Source organism: Serratia ureilytica, assembly GCF_017309605.1.
Lineage (GTDB): Bacteria > Pseudomonadota > Gammaproteobacteria > Enterobacterales > Enterobacteriaceae > Serratia > Serratia ureilytica.
In genome coordinates this window covers 2,311,990-2,326,497 of record NZ_CP071320.1, presented here as the reverse complement: position 1 = coordinate 2,326,497, position 14,508 = coordinate 2,311,990, and the positions used below count along the sequence as shown (strand labels likewise).

The window sequence follows — 14,508 nt, the reverse complement described above, 5'->3', positions numbered from 1 at the left end:
CATGGAAACGCTGTTGGAAGTGCGCAACCTGAGCAAAACCTACCGCTACCGCACCGGGCTGTTCCGCCGCCAGCACGTCGAGGCGGTGAAATCAGTCAGCTTTACCCTGCGCGAAGGCCAGACGCTGGCGGTGATCGGCGAGAACGGCTCCGGCAAATCCACGCTGGCGAAGATGCTCTCCGGCATGGTGGAACCCACCGCCGGCGAGCTGCTGATCGACGATCATCCGCTGGCGTTCGGCGATTATCGTTACCGCAGCCAGCGTATTCGCATGATTTTTCAGGATCCGAGCACCTCGCTCAACCCGCGCCAGCGCATCGGCCAGCTGCTGGATGCGCCGCTGCGGCTGAACACCGATCTTGAGCCCGCCGAGCGCGAGCAGCGCATCAACCAAACGCTGCGCCAGGTCGGCATGCTGCCGGATCACGCCTACTACTATCCGCACATGCTGGCTTCCGGGCAAAAACAGCGCGTCGCGCTGGCCCGCGCACTGATCCTGCAACCGAAGGTGATCGTCGCCGATGAGGCGCTGGCGTCGCTGGACATGTCGATGCGCTCGCAAATCATCAACCTGATGCTGGAACTGCAGGAAAAACACGGCATTTCCTATATTTATGTCACCCAGCACCTCGGCATGATGAAACATATCAGCGACCAGGTGCTGGTGATGCACGAAGGGGAAATCGTCGAGCGCGGCAGCACCGCGGAGGTGTTGGCGGCGCCGCTGCACGAATTGACCAAGCGTCTTATCGCCAGCCACTTCGGCGAAGCGTTGACCGCCGATGCCTGGCGGCGCGACGGCGGCCGCTTCTGAGTCACGCCTTCACCTCAAACCCGCTGCGGCGGGTTTTTTATCGCCTTGCGCGCCTGCCGCTTAGCAAGAAAGTGCACATGCAAATTACATTCTTGTTATATATCCTTATATTTTATTCCTTTCAGTTATTGATTAGTCCGTAACATTATTTTATCTCGCCAGGGCGATCGGTGAGGATATCCCCTACGTTGCACTTCTCATACGACAGGATATCGCACTGATGAACAGCATTCGCCATCGCCGCCTTACGCAGTTTCTGCTCACGCTGGCAGCCGGTTTTTCTGTTTACGGCCACGCCCTCTGCTGTGATGAGCTGCGCTAAAACCGCCTTTCGCCCCGCCTGCGGGCATGTTGCCTCTTTGTCCAGCCGACGCTGCCGCGCGCAGCGGCGGCTGTTGATCATGATTAAGGATTGACCTATGGAACGACTCCGTCGACAACATAATGCCCAGTGGTATCACGAAACCCAAAGCAGCGTGCGGGGCGATGCGCCGCTGGAACCCCAGGCGGCCACCCTTCGCGATCGCTTTCTGCTGGGGCTGGGCGCCTTCGCCGATGAAGCCTTAAACAATGCGCTCAGCGCTCGCGCCGGGGTGTTCAGCGCCTCGTTGGCCGGTTACCACGCGCTGTTTCCCGACCAGGTGCCGCTGTCACGATACGTGACATTGTCACCCTACGATCGCCTCAGCACCGCGTTGACCGTCGCTCAGGTGACGGGCGTGCAATCGCTTTGTAGCCACTACGCCGCCCGCCTCGCCCCGCTGCACAGCCCGGACGCCTCCCGGGAAAGCAATATCCGCCTTGCTCAGATCACCCAATATGCCCGCCAGCTTGCCAGCCAGCCCACGCTGATTTGCCGCAAGGCGCTGCAACAACTCGCCGACGTCGGGCTGAGCCCGGCGGATATTGTCACCTTTTCGCAGGTGATCGGTTTTGTCAGCTATCAAGCACGCGTGGTCGCCGGCGTCGCGGCGTTGGCCGGCCGCCCGGCGGTGGTAGTGCCCGGCTTTCCTAACGTCGAAGACGCCGATGGCATCGCTTTCAGCGCCGACGAACTGAATTGGTCTGCCCGCCTGCCACCGATCGACGCGGAAACCGCCGCCGCCGAACAGCTTGATGTGTTGGATCAAAGTCACCCGCAGGCGCGCGCCGAATCTTATTATTTGCTGTTAGCCCACGACGCCGCCACCCTGCGCGAGCGCAACGGGGTGTTCAACGGCATCAATGCCGAAGGATATGGGTTATCGAGTCGCCTCAAGGCGCTGGCGACGCTGGCGGTCTCGCGCATCAACGGCAGCCGTTACTGCGCGGCCACCGTCGCGCAAGAATTGCAGGATGAGGGATTGGTTCAGGCGCTGTTCGCCGGGCTGCCTCAGGGGCTGGCGTATACCGAAGATTCGGTAAAACTCGCAGTGATGCGCACCGCCGCCGAGCTGACTCGCGCACCTGAGAAGTTCACCCCGCAGAGCGTGCAGCCGCTGTTCAACAGCGGCCTGGATCAGGCACAGGCGCTGGAGGTGATCCTCACCGTCGCACTCTACGCCTGGGAAAACCGCCTGCGCCAAACGCTGGGCGATGCGGAACCGGCACAGACTGCCCTGTAATCTATCAATGAGTTGGCGGCCCATTTTGCCGCTAACTCATCGCCCGTCCTTTTTAGAGATAAATATCAATAATCATTTAAATTTCAAATTTAAAACCAAATAATTTAATTAAATTAGTGTTAAACTCCATTTTTCTCTATTTTATTCTCCCGTCGCACTTCGAGAAAATTATCACTGTAAACAGGATAATAGGCAGTTCGTGCTCGCCTCTCATTCTGTAACTGCATTTATCTCAGAATCATCAAAACAAGGTTTTAACCCTGCTAATTAATAGAGGCACCCATTAATTTCTCTACATTTTCACCGGTGGCTGCCTTGTTATTTAGTCTCTATGATTAAGCCGATAGCGCCGTTGTCACTCCTCATTTTAAATATCCATTCAATAAACGGCTGCCATCAACCCCATTATTTTCACTTTCTATCACAGCAAAAAATATTGTGAGGCTAACTTATGTCTGAACAAGAACTTAAATCCAGCAACAATATCGTTAACGTTATTGTCGTCATCGATACCGATGCGCTGATAGAAGCATTCGAGAATAAAAACCCCAGTCAGGATGCCGGCAGCCCGACGGGCATCGGCCACCAATATGCCTATATGGTCGTCACTTCCGAACAGGTGATCGGCGGCTCCGGCACGGCGGACCTGAATTTTAAAGCCAATGTCGGCGACGTCATCCGTTGGACCGGCACTTCCGAATCGGCAAATTTCGATGCCGGCGTCCTGATCTATGGGCTGCCGCAGTTTGGCAGCGGCACCCAGGTTTTCTCCAACCCGACATTCAAAATGTACACGCGCAGCTCGATGATGCCTGCGCAAAATACCGTATTCCCCGTCACATTCACCAACCAAACCTATTGGTTCATACAGGCTGACATTACCAATACCGGCACGGAAAACTATTGCATTCAATTTGGCCTTTATTATCGACCAAACGGCGGAGACCAAAAACTATTAGGTTACTTCTATTGGGATCCGACTATTACCGTCGGCAATTAACACGTATTTCAGCAACCATTAGAAGAGAAATGATTATGGCCCCTAGGGGCCATAATCATTGCCGGGCACGGGATAAACTTAAATTTTTCTATCCATTTTGCCGCCGCAACCACTCGCTGGCGGCATCGAAAAACTTCTGCGCCAACGGCGTGGCGCGCTCCGACATATCGACCACCACCGCCGCATGACGCGGCATGGCGGCGATGGCCACCGGACGCCGCTGCAATGCCGGCATCAGCGGCGATTGCAGTTGGCCGCGCGGGAACAACCCGCAGCCCAACCCGACGAAAATCCCCTCCAGCAGTTGGAAGATAGAGGTAGTTTCCAGCCGCGGGTGCAGCGTCAATCCAGCGTCGCGGAAATGCTGATCGAGATAGCGGCGGAAATAACGCGTCGGTTCGGCCAGACACAGCGGCAAGGCGGCCACCGCCTCCAGCGGCAACGGCGCGTCCCCCACCAGCTTAGGGAAATGCTGCGGATGAAACACCAACTCGACGCCGGTTTCCACCAGCGGCTGCGATTGGAAATGCAGTTCTTTCAGGGTCGACAGCTCGAAAAAGCCGATGCCGATATCTACGGTGTGCGCCGTCAGCGCCTCCAGCAGCTGATCGGCGCTCAGCACCGCCAACCGATAATCAAGATGGGGATAACGTTCGCTGACCGCCTTGAGCATTTCCGCCACCGAGATGCTGCACTGTGGCACCACGCCGAGGCGCAACGTGCCGTGCAAGCCGTGCTTGAGCGACTCCACCTCCAGTTTCAGCCCTTGGTAGACCGAGACGATCTCGCGCGCCCACGCCAACACCCGTTCGCCCTCGGCGGTAAAGCCGCCGAAATGGTTGCCGCGGTTAATCAGCGAAACGCCCAGTTCTTTTTCCAGATTTTTCAATCGCATGGACAGCGTCGGCTGGCTGACGAAGCTGGCTTCCGCCGCCCGGCCGAAGTGGCGCTCCCGTTCTAAATTACACAGATAAATCAGTTGTTTAATATCCATAGCGCGGCTCAATGATCGGCATTCGCACCAGTATACCACCGGGCGCCGTCGCCCGCCCGGTGAGTCAGAGTTTGAGCTTCACGTAATCCGCCAAGCGGGAGAACACCCCGCCCTGCGGCACCGCCCGCAGCGCCACCAGTGGCAGGGTTTTCACCACCTGACCATTGTCGCTGATGCGGATCTCGCCGACGATTTGTCCTTTGTTGATCGGCGCTTCCAGCCGCGCAACGTTGAGCACGTACTGCGCCTTCAGCTTGTCCGCCTCGTTTTTCGGCAGGCTGAGCGACTGGTCCTGCGCGCTGCCGACCGGCAAGCGGTGGCTTTCACCATACCAGATCGGCTCTTCCCCCAGGCTCTGGCCGGCGCTGAACAGGTGTACCGTGCTAAAGTCGCGCAGCCCCCAGCTCAGCAGCTTGCGCGCCTGTTCCTCGCGGCCTTTTGAACTTTTGCCGCCCATCACCACGGCGATCAGACGGCGATCTCCTTCGGTGGCGGAAGCGATGATGTTGAAGCCGGCCGAGGCGGTGTGTCCGGTTTTCAGTCCGTCGACGTGCAGGGTCTTGTCCCACAGCAGGCCGTTGCGGTTCTGCTGCGTGATGCCGTTCCAGGTCAGCGATTTCTCGCTGTACATATGGTATTCCGCCGGCTCGCTCATGATGATGGCGCGCGCAATCACCGCCAGATCGCCGGCGGTGGTGAACTGGCCCGGCGCATCCAGCCCGTGCACCGTTTCAAAATGCGTGTTCTGCAATCCCAGCTGCGCGCTCTTCTCGTTCATCAGCTTGACGAAGTTGGCCTGGCTGCCCGCCACATAGTCCGCCATCGCCACGCAGGCGTCGTTGCCGGAATCGATGATGATGCCGCGGCTGAGATCGCGTACCGTGACCCTGTCACCAGGTTTCAGGAACATCAGCGAGGAGCCTTTGAACACCGGGTTGCCCTGCGCCCAGGCGTCTTTCCCCACGGTGACGACATCGTCGAGGCCAATCTTATGCTCATCGAGCGCATGGTCGATCACCAAACCGGTCATCAGTTTGGTCAGGCTGGCCGGATTGCGCCGCTCGTCGGCATTGCCGGCCGCCAGCACCTGGCCGGTGGTGTAATCCATCAATACGTAAGAGGCGGCGTCTATCGCCGGTGGGGTCATGGTGGAAAAATGGGACGCCGTTTCCGCCGCCTGCGCCGCTAAAGGCAGTAAGATACCGCCGATCACCACTGATACTGAACGCTTCACGCTGTGTTCCTCAGGCCCGCAGGCTAAATAAAATGCCAATATAATCCGCGAGATAGACTGCATGAATTCACTTTCAGGCGAAACCATTACTCTTTTGCAGCGGGTGTCTTTATGCAACCATTTGTTTAGGTCAGCGTCCGCCTGCGATAGATATGCTCTATGCCGCCATTGCCCCATTCGATTAGACGCCTGCCTGCCGCGCCCCTAAACTTGTGACATAAATACGCAAGACGCATAAAAAAGCGTTTACTTTTTAGCTACAACCACCTGCGAAGTGTCACCATGAAATTCAAACCGTCAATCAAGCCTTATACCGGCCCAGCGGGCGGCTGGGGTTCGCTTGAAGCCACCACCCGCTTTGTCCTCGACAGTAAACAAACCCTAAAAAACATGCGCAACCTGATGCGCGTCAACAAGGCGCGCGGCTTCGACTGCCCCGGTTGCGCCTGGGGCGACGACAACCACAGCACCTTCAGCTTCTGTGAAAACGGCGCCAAGGCAGTCAGTTGGGAAGCGACGCGCAGCGCCGTCGAGCCAGAGTTCTTCGCCGCGCACAGCGTCAGCACCCTGCAGCAGCAGAGCGACTATTTCCTCGAATATCAGGGGCGCCTCACGCATCCGATGCGCTACAACGCCGAAACCGACCACTATGAGCCTATTCATTGGCCGGACGCGCTGGCGCTGATCGCCAGGCACATCAACGCAACGGACAACCCGAACCAAATCGAGCTGTATACCTCGGGCCGCGCCAGCAACGAAGCGTCGTACCTTTATCAACTGTTCGGCCGCATGCTCGGCACCAGCAATTTCCCCGACTGCTCCAACATGTGTCACGAGGCGAGCGGCGTCGGGCTGAAGCAAAGCATCGGCGTCGGCAAAGGCACCATCCGCATCGATGACTTCGAAAAAGCCGACGCCATCTTCGTGTTCGGTCAAAACCCCGGCACCAACCACCCGCGCATGCTGCACAGTCTGAAAAACGCCGCCCGACGCGGCGCGCGCATCGTCAGTTTCAACACCCTGCGCGAGCGCGGGCTGGAAAGATTCGCCGATCCGCAGGATCCGGTGCAGATGCTGACGCCAAAATCCTCGCCGATCAGCTCCTCCTATTACCAACCGAATCTGGGCGGCGATATGGCGGCGGTGCGCGGCATGGTGAAAGCGCTGCTGGAAACCCACCGCCAGCGGCTGGCCGCCGGTGAGCCACCCCTGTTCGACCTGGCGTTTATCGAACGGCACAGCGTCGGCGTGGAGGCATACCTGGCGCAGGTGGATGCGACCGAGTGGCGGGCCATTACCGCGCAATCGGGCCTGAGCGAAGCGCAATTGCGCCAGGCGGCGGCCACTTACCAGGGCGCCGAGCGGGTGATCTGCACCTGGGCGATGGGCGTGACTCAGCATAAGCACTCGATTGCGACGGTGCGTGAAATCACCAACCTGCAGCTGCTGTTCGGGCAACTGGGCAAACCGGGCGCCGGTCTGTGCCCGGTGCGCGGCCACAGCAACGTCCAGGGCAACCGCACCATGGGGATTGACGAGAAGTCGCCCAAGGCGCTGCTCGACAGCCTGGAACGCCACTTTAACTTCACCGCCAATCGCGCGGTGGGCCACAACACGGTGGAAGCGATCGAAGCGATGTTGCGCGGCGAAGTGAAAGTGCTGATCGCGCTGGGCGGCAATCTGGCCGCCGCGGCGCCGGACACCGAGCGCACCGCCCGCGCCCTGCGCAACTGCGATTTGACGGTACACATCAGCACCAAACTTAACCGCAGCCACCTGGTGACCGGCAAAGACGCGTTGATCCTGCCGACGCTGGGCCGCACCGAATTGGACATGCAGGCCAGCGGCTCGCAGTACATCACGGTCGAAGATTCTTTCAGCATGGTTCACGCTTCGGAAGGCATCGGCAAACCGCTGGCGGATACCCAACGTTCGGAAACGGCGATCGTCTGCGGCATCGCCGACGCGGTGCTGGGCACGCAGCAGTTGGACTGGCTGGAGTTGGCCGACGACTACTCGCTGATCCGCGATCATATCGCCGCCACCATTCCCGGCTTTGAGGATTTCAACCGTCGCTGCGAGCAGCCCGGCGGATTCTACCTGGGCAATGCCGCCGCCGAACTGCGCTTTGCCACGCCGAGCGGCAAGGCGGAATTCAGCGCTGCCGCGCTGCCGGCGACCCTGTTCCCGCAACTGGGCGACGTGCAAGCGCCGTTTACCCTGCAAACGCTGCGCTCGCACGATCAGTACAACACCACCATCTATGGCCTGGATGACCGCTACCGCGGCGTTTACGGCCAGCGCGAAGTGTTGTTCATCCATCCGGAAGATCTGGCGGCGCTGGGCCTGCAGGATGGCGAACGGGTTGAGATAGAGACTCTGTGGAACGATGGCGTGGTGCGTAAAGTGGACGGATTCAAGCTGGTGAGTTACGACATTCCGCGTGGCAACCTGGCGGCCTACTACCCGGAAACCAACCCGCTGGTGCCGCTGGCCAGCTTCGGCGACGGCACCGGCACCCCGACCTCGAAGTCGATCCCGGTGGCGATTCGCCGCAGCGAACAGCACCCCTCGCTGCGCATTGCCTGAAAACGCGCGCCCGGTTCACGCCGGGCGCTTCAATATCGCCAGGATGGTCTGTAATTCGTCGGACAGCTGATGCCGTCGCCAGACGAAGTACAGATCGCTCACGCCCTCCTCGCCCATTTCCACCACCTTCAGCCCCGGAGCGGGCAAAATCTGCGGCAGCAAAGAACCCGGCACGCAGGCGACGCCGCAACCTGCCTGCACGCAGGCCGCCATCGCGGCATAAGACTCCATTTCCAGCGTCATGCGCGGTTTCAGCCCGCGCGAGGCCAGCCAGTGATCCACCTTCAGGCGGAACGAGCATTCTCGGCTGAACGTGTAAAATTCCAGCGCCGCCAGCGTGGCGGCATCGGGCTGCCCGGCATCGGCCGGCATCAGCATCACCAGCCGTTCGTCAAACGCCTTTTGGCTGGCCAGCAACGGATGTTCAATCGGGCCGTCGGTGATCGCCAGATCGAGGGCACTGTCGATCAGCATGCGCTCCAGCACCAATGAATCGCGGCTGAGCACGTTGATCTGCAGATGGGGTTGTAAACGGCGCAGCCGGGCGATGCGCGCCGGCAAATGGCTGACCAGCGAGAAATCCAGCGCCCCAAGGTTCAGCAGCCCATGCTGATGTTCTCCGGCGAACAGCTGCTTACTGCGCTCCGCCTGCGCCACGATGTCGCGCGCCTGTTGGTAGAACAGCCGGCCTTTGGGATTGACGTACAGCCGGTTTTTATCGCGGAAAAACAGCTCGCCGCCCAACGTCTCTTCCAGCTCGCGCAGCCGCAGCGTGACGTTGGAAGGCACGCAGTGCAGCTCACGGGCGGCGGCGGCGATGGTTTTGTGTTCCACCACGGTGCAGAAAAACTTCAGCTGGCTCAGCTTCATCTATCATTCACTTTTAGTTAGTGTTTTAGTTAAAAACAATCACTTTAGATTAGCATCGATTTCACCTACAGTCTGTCGACACCCTGAGGAGGATCACTGATGCCACTGAATGATTTACTGACGCTGCCCGGCGTGGCGGCCCAACCGGACGCGGTAACCGACGGTTACGTGTTCAACCACACCATGATCCGCGTGAAAGACCTGACCAAAGCGCTGGATTTCTACACTCGCGTACTGGGTTTTACCCCGGTCTATCTGGAAGAATTCAAAGAGGCCGCCTTCACCATCTGCTACCTGACGCGCAGCCCGCGCGAGCAGATCCCACAGGATGACGACGAACGCAAACGCTGGGCGCTGAGCCAACCGGGCATTCTCGAGCTGACCCATAACCACGGCACCGAAAATCAGGCGGATTTCCATTACCACAACGGCAACGGCGAGCCGCGCGGCTTTGGCCACCTGTGCGTCACGGTGCCGGACGTGCGCGCCGCCTGCGAGCGTTTTGAGCGCCTGGGCGTCACCTTCCAGAAACGCCTGCATGAAGGCCGCATGAACTACGTCGCGTTCATTCGCGATCCGGACGATTACTGGATTGAAATCCTGCAGCCGACGCCGCTGCAGGACTGATTGCCCCCCTCCTTCACCCCGGCCTGCGCGCCGGGGTTTTTCATCGTTCGCCCTTCGATTGACCAATCTTGCGCAAAATCGCGCGGCAACGCGGGGTTCCGTGACGTTAGGCTTGCTCGCAGCGGGTGATTCGCGTAAAACTGTCAGCCGCAAATCTTGCCACTCACAACCCATTCACTGGACGATATGTTTCAAGATAACCCGCTGCTGGCGCAGCTAAAACAGCAACTTCACTCTCAGACCCCGCGCGTTGAAGGCGTAGTGAAAGGGACTGAGAAAGGCTTTGGCTTTCTTGAAGTAGACGGTCAAAAAAGCTACTTCATTCCGCCGCCGTACATGAAGAAAGTCATGCACGGGGATCGCATTATCGCCACCCTGCACACCGAGAAAGAGCGCGAAATCGCCGAGCCGGAAACCTTGGTCGAGCCATTCCTGTCGCGCTTTGTCGGCCGCGTGCAAAAGCGCGACGATCGTCTGTCCATCGTGCCCGATCATCCGTTGCTGAAAGACGCGATTCCGTGCCGCCCGGTGCGTGAACTGATCCACAACTTCCAGGCCGGCGACTGGGCGGTGGCGGAAATGCGCCGCCATCCGCTGAAAGGCGATCGCGGCTTCAACGCCGACCTGACCCAGTTTATCACCGACGGTGAAGACCATTTCGCCCCGTGGTGGGTGACGCTGGCGCGTCACAACCTGGAAAAAGAGGCGCCGGAGATGCAGGCCCTCAGCGAGCCGGACGCTGCGCTGGTGCGTGAAGATCTGACCGCGCTCGAATTCGTCACCATCGACAGCGCCAGCACCGAAGACATGGACGATGCGCTGTACGTGACCGACAACGGTGACGGTTCGCTGCAGTTGACCATCGCCATCGCCGATCCTACTGCCTACGTAGAACAAGGCAGCAAGCTGGACGATATCGCCCGCGTGCGCGCCTTCACCAACTATCTGCCGGGCTTCAACATCCCGATGCTGCCGCGCGATCTGTCGGACAACCTGTGCTCGCTGCGCCCTAACGAGCGCCGTCAGGTGCTGGCTTGCCGCGTGACCATCGCCGCCGACGGCGCGCTGGGCGAAGATATTCAGTTCTTCGCCGCCGAGATCGAATCCAAAGCCAAACTGGTGTACGACGAAGTCTCCGACTGGCTGGACGGCATTACCGGCTGGCAACCGCCGAGCGACGCCATCGCGCAACAGATCACCCTGCTGAAACGCGTTTGCGACGCGCGCAACGCCTGGCGCCACCAGCATGCGCTGGTATTCAAAGATCGCCCGGACTACCGCTTCGTGTTGGGTGAAAAAGGCGATGTGCTGGAGATCGTTACCGAGCAGCGCCGCAGCGCCAACCGCATCGTTGAAGAGTGCATGATCGCCGCCAACGTCTGCGCCGCCATCGTGCTGCGCGATCGCCTGGGCTTCGGCGTGTACAACGTGCACACCGGTTTCGATCCTGCGCTGGTTGAGCAAGCGGTCACCGTACTGCAGGCCAACGGCGTCGAAGCCGAAGCCGAGAAGCTGCTGACCCTCGACGGTTTCTGCGAACTGCGCCGCCACCTGGATGCGCAGCCGACCCAGTTCCTCGACAGCCGCATCCGCCGCTTCCAGACCTTCGCCGAGATCAGCACTACGCCGGGGCCACACTTCGGTCTGGGGCTGGAGGCTTACGCCACCTGGACATCACCGATCCGTAAATACGGCGATATGGTCAATCATCGCCTGCTGAAGGCGATCATCAACCAGCAGCCGGCGGAAAAACCGCAGGATGACGTGACGGTGCAGCTGGCGGAACGCCGCCGCCTGAACCGCATGGCGGAACGCGACGTCGGCGACTGGCTGTACGCCCGCTTCCTGCAGGACAAGGCCGGTACCGATACCCGCTTCAACGCCGAGATCATCGACGTGACACGCGGCGGCCTGCGCGTGCGCCTGCTGGACAACGGCGCGGTTGCCTTCATCCCGGCGCCGTTTATTCACGCGGTGCGTGACGAGATGCAGTGCAGCCAGGAAACCGGCACCGTGCAGATCAAAGGCGAAGTAGTTTATCGCCAAAGCGATACCTTGCAGGTCACCATCGCCGAAGTGCGCATGGAAACCCGCAGCGTGATCGCCCGGCCGGCGGCCTGAATGCCAGCCTGAAACGGTAGCGACGCCAAACGCCGACGGTGAAAACCGCCGGCGTTTTTTTTCGTCCGCGCTCGCTAACGCAATGGGTTACCGCCGGTTTCACGCAGCAATGGCAGCACCGCCAACGAAGCCAGCGTCGCCAGCATCAGGTAGACGGCGGGCGCCAGCAGCGAGCCGCTCAACGCGATCGACTGCGAGGCGATATATTGGGCGAAGCCGCCGAAAATCGCCACGCCGAGGCTGTAGACCAACGCAAACCCCAATGCGCGAATGCGCTGCGGAAACAGCTCCGAAATCATCAGCATGGTCGGCACCGAGCCGAGCGTGGTCAATCCGACCAATATCGCGACAATCAGCAGCAGCACCGCCGGATGCGGCGCGGCGCTCAGCCACCAAAACGCCGGCAAGGCCACGATCAAGATAGCGATGCGCGAGCCTCGGATCAGTGGCAAGCGGCCATAGCGATCGCACCAGTGCCCAACCAACAGGCTGCCGCCGAAGGTCACCAGCCCCGCCAGAAGCATCGCGGCATAGCCGTAGGCCTGCGGCATGCCTAAGTATTTCACCGCGTAAGTGCCGAGATAATACATCGAGATGTAAGTGGCGACGGTGGCACCAATGGTCAGCATCACGCCGAGCACCACCGCCCGCGAGTGCCGTCGCAGCTGCGCCGGCGGTTCATGGGCCCGCGACACCGGCAGCCGGTCGCTTTCCAATCCGAGGCGCAGCCAGCAACCGAGCGGCGCCAGCGCCACGCCGATAAAGAACGGAATGCGCCATCCCCACTCGGCCATGGCATTCGGCTCGCCGGAGATCGCCGGCAACGCCGTGCTGAGCGCCAGCGCGGTGACGCCGCCGACCACGGTGGCGATGCCCTGCGTCGCCAGCGACCAACTGGAATAGAAGCCTCGCCGGTTAGGTGGCGCCGACTCCACCAGCAACGACATCGATGCGCCCACCTCGCCCCCCGCCGCCACGCCCTGGATCAAACGCGCCGCCACCAGCGTGACGGTTCCCCAATAACCGGCGCTGGCGTAGGTCGGTGCAAAGCCGATCATCGCCGTGCCGAGGCTCATCAGTGAGATCGTCAGGATCATCGCCGGCTTGCGGCCATGGCGATCGGCATAGGCGCCGATCAGAATGCCGCCCAGCGGCCGCATGAAAAAACTGACGCCAAACGTGGCGAACGCCAACAGCAACGCCAAATTGGGATCGCTCGAGGGGGGAAAAAACAATACGCTGATATAAATAACGAAGAAGTTATAGATACCGAAATCGAAAAACTCCAGCGCATTGCCGAAGGAGGCGGCAAATATCACTTTCTTGCCGCCTACCCTCGCGGGCGCGTTTATTGTTGGTTGCGTCGCCGCCGTATTTTCACTCATCATTATCTTCCCTGTTATTATTCTTCGAATTTATTTTAAATACGCTTCCGCCAACGCTCCCCAATACTGGCTGCCGGCCGCCAGACACCCATCGTTAAAGTCATATCCCGGGTTATGCACCATGCAGCTTCCTTCGCCGTCACCGTTACCGATGATCAGGTAGCAGCCTTGCGGATGCGCATCGAGCATAAAGGCGAAGTCTTCGCTGCCCATCAGCGGCCTGGCGCCGTAGTGCGCGCGGGCGGCGCCGAACTGCTGCTGCGCCACGCGGTGGGCGAAACGGGTCATCGCTTCGTCGTTGACCAACACCGGCGTGCCGTTAACGTGCTCCACCGTCGCGTGGGCACCGAAGCTTGCCGCCTGCGCTTCGATCAGCGCCGGAATGCGCGCCAGCAGCGTAGCGCGCGCCTGGCGATCCAGCGAGCGTACGCTGAGCTTCATCTCCGCGCTGTCCGGGATCACGTTGGCCGCCTCGCCGGCCTTGATGCTGCCAACGGTGATCACCGCTGCTTCCAGCGGATCGATATTGCGCGAGACGATGCTCTGCAGCGCGACGGTGATATGCGAGGCCACCAACACCGGATCGACCGCCAGCTGCGGGATGGCGCCGTGGCCGCCGCGCCCCTGCACCCGCACGTTGAACTGATCCATCGAGGCCATGAACGGGCCGTGCTGGAAGAAGAACTCGCCGAGCGGCATCCCCGGCATGTTGTGCATGGCGAAGATGGCATCGCAGGGGAAGCGTTCGAACAGCCCCTGTTCCACCATGCGCGCGCCGCCGTTCAGCATCTCTTCCGCCGGTTGGAAAATCAGGTGCAGCGTGCCGTTGAAGTTGCGCGTTTGCGCCAGGTAACGCGCGGCGCCGAGCAGCATGGTGGTATGGCCATCATGGCCGCAGGCGTGCATGCGGTTGGCCACGCTGCTGCTCCAGGGTTTGCCGTTGTTTTCCTCGATCGGCAAGGCGTCCATATCGGCGCGCAGTCCGAGGCGTTTAACGCCGTCGCCCACCCGCAGCGTCCCCACCACGCCGGTGCCCGCCAATCCGCGGTGTACCTCATAGCCCCACGAGCTTAGATAATCCGCCACCAGATCGCTGGTGCGAAATTCTTCAAAACCCAACTCGGGATGCTGGTGAATATCATGCCGGATGGCCGTAAGCTGCGGTAAATACCCTTCAATGACTTTATTTATCATAATTAAATTCCTTTCATAGCTTTATTATTTATTTAATGAATGAATAAAAGTGCGAATTGAAATAAAGGTATAACAC

12 protein-coding genes are annotated in these 14,508 nt (G+C 59.9%); 6 read left to right on the top strand and 6 right to left on the bottom strand.

Annotated elements, in window-relative coordinates:
• Position 1: 1 nt before the first annotated feature.
• Complete coding sequence (sapF, locus tag J0X03_RS10815) at positions 2–814, top strand: putrescine export ABC transporter ATP-binding protein SapF (protein WP_016927550.1); 813 nt, start codon at positions 2–4, stop codon at positions 812–814.
• A 145-nt stretch (positions 815–959) separates the two neighbouring features.
• Here sapF and J0X03_RS10810 read toward each other — a convergent pair whose 3' ends face one another.
• Positions 960–1,217, bottom strand: coding sequence for a hypothetical protein (locus J0X03_RS10810; protein WP_004930590.1), 258 nt, complete (start codon positions 1,215–1,217; stop codon positions 960–962).
• 16 nt (positions 1,218–1,233) lie between these two features.
• Here J0X03_RS10810 and J0X03_RS10805 point away from each other — a divergent pair, with 16 nt between their 5' ends.
• Together J0X03_RS10805 and J0X03_RS10800 are read left to right on the top strand one after the other, a co-directional pair.
• On the top strand, positions 1,234–2,418 hold the full coding sequence (locus J0X03_RS10805; protein WP_047575019.1) for a CMD domain-containing protein: 1,185 nt from the start codon (positions 1,234–1,236) through the stop codon (positions 2,416–2,418).
• A 451-nt stretch (positions 2,419–2,869) separates the two neighbouring features.
• On the top strand, positions 2,870–3,418 hold the full coding sequence (locus tag J0X03_RS10800) for an inclusion body family protein (protein WP_033643240.1): 549 nt from the start codon (positions 2,870–2,872) through the stop codon (positions 3,416–3,418).
• 88 nt (positions 3,419–3,506) lie between these two features.
• Here the strand turns inward: J0X03_RS10800 and J0X03_RS10795 are convergent, their stop codons facing one another.
• Complete coding sequence (locus J0X03_RS10795; protein ID WP_033643241.1) at positions 3,507–4,412, bottom strand: LysR family transcriptional regulator; 906 nt, start codon at positions 4,410–4,412, stop codon at positions 3,507–3,509.
• Between the two features lie 64 nt (positions 4,413–4,476).
• Positions 4,477–5,646 (bottom strand): serine-type D-Ala-D-Ala carboxypeptidase DacD, encoded by a 1,170-nt coding sequence (dacD, locus tag J0X03_RS10790; RefSeq protein WP_046687143.1) that lies wholly within the window; start codon positions 5,644–5,646, stop codon positions 4,477–4,479.
• Positions 5,647–5,928: 282 nt separating this feature from the next.
• Between dacD and J0X03_RS10785 the strand changes: the two genes are divergently transcribed.
• Entirely contained in the window at positions 5,929–8,235 is a 2,307-nt protein-coding gene (locus J0X03_RS10785) for an FdhF/YdeP family oxidoreductase (RefSeq protein WP_160204336.1), read from the top strand.
• Between the two features lie 15 nt (positions 8,236–8,250).
• Here the strand turns inward: J0X03_RS10785 and J0X03_RS10780 are convergent, their stop codons facing one another.
• Positions 8,251–9,105 (bottom strand): LysR family transcriptional regulator, encoded by an 855-nt coding sequence (locus J0X03_RS10780; RefSeq protein WP_089194821.1) that lies wholly within the window; start codon positions 9,103–9,105, stop codon positions 8,251–8,253.
• A 99-nt stretch (positions 9,106–9,204) separates the two neighbouring features.
• On the opposite strand from J0X03_RS10780, the gene gloA reads away from it, so the two are divergent.
• Both gloA and J0X03_RS10770 read left to right on the top strand, forming a co-directional pair.
• The gene (gloA, locus tag J0X03_RS10775; RefSeq protein ID WP_019452681.1) at positions 9,205–9,732 is read left to right on the top strand and encodes a lactoylglutathione lyase; all 528 of its coding nucleotides are present in this window, start codon (positions 9,205–9,207) and stop codon (positions 9,730–9,732) included.
• 186 nt (positions 9,733–9,918) lie between these two features.
• A complete protein-coding gene (locus J0X03_RS10770; RefSeq protein WP_060660652.1) occupies positions 9,919–11,853 on the top strand; it encodes an exoribonuclease II in 1,935 nt (644 codons plus the stop codon).
• Positions 11,854–11,927: 74 nt separating this feature from the next.
• Here the strand turns inward: J0X03_RS10770 and J0X03_RS10765 are convergent, their stop codons facing one another.
• Positions 11,928–13,238 (bottom strand): MFS transporter, encoded by a 1,311-nt coding sequence (locus tag J0X03_RS10765; protein WP_060660651.1) that lies wholly within the window; start codon positions 13,236–13,238, stop codon positions 11,928–11,930.
• 30 nt (positions 13,239–13,268) lie between these two features.
• The gene (locus J0X03_RS10760; protein ID WP_033643248.1) at positions 13,269–14,432 is read right to left on the bottom strand and encodes a M20 aminoacylase family protein; all 1,164 of its coding nucleotides are present in this window, start codon (positions 14,430–14,432) and stop codon (positions 13,269–13,271) included.
• Positions 14,433–14,508 lie beyond the last annotated feature (76 nt).

Bases quoted from the DNA above. Each gene is read 5' to 3' on its own strand.
- J0X03_RS10785 (WP_160204336.1), top strand. From the start codon at position 5,929: ATGAAATTCAAACCGTCAATCAAGCCTTATACCGGCCCAGCGGGCGGC.
- J0X03_RS10795 (WP_033643241.1), bottom strand. From the start codon at position 4,412: ATGGATATTAAACAACTGATTTATCTGTGTAATTTAGAACGGGAGCGC.
- gloA (WP_019452681.1), top strand. From the start codon at position 9,205: ATGCCACTGAATGATTTACTGACGCTGCCCGGCGTGGCGGCCCAACCG.
- J0X03_RS10780 (WP_089194821.1), bottom strand. From the start codon at position 9,105: ATGAAGCTGAGCCAGCTGAAGTTTTTCTGCACCGTGGTGGAACACAAA.
- J0X03_RS10765 (WP_060660651.1), bottom strand. From the start codon at position 13,238: ATGAGTGAAAATACGGCGGCGACGCAACCAACAATAAACGCGCCCGCG.
- J0X03_RS10805 (WP_047575019.1), top strand. From the start codon at position 1,234: ATGGAACGACTCCGTCGACAACATAATGCCCAGTGGTATCACGAAACC.
- sapF (WP_016927550.1), top strand. From the start codon at position 2: ATGGAAACGCTGTTGGAAGTGCGCAACCTGAGCAAAACCTACCGCTAC.
- J0X03_RS10800 (WP_033643240.1), top strand. From the start codon at position 2,870: ATGTCTGAACAAGAACTTAAATCCAGCAACAATATCGTTAACGTTATT.
- J0X03_RS10760 (WP_033643248.1), bottom strand. From the start codon at position 14,432: ATGATAAATAAAGTCATTGAAGGGTATTTACCGCAGCTTACGGCCATC.
- J0X03_RS10810 (WP_004930590.1), bottom strand. From the start codon at position 1,217: ATGATCAACAGCCGCCGCTGCGCGCGGCAGCGTCGGCTGGACAAAGAG.
- J0X03_RS10770 (WP_060660652.1), top strand. From the start codon at position 9,919: ATGTTTCAAGATAACCCGCTGCTGGCGCAGCTAAAACAGCAACTTCAC.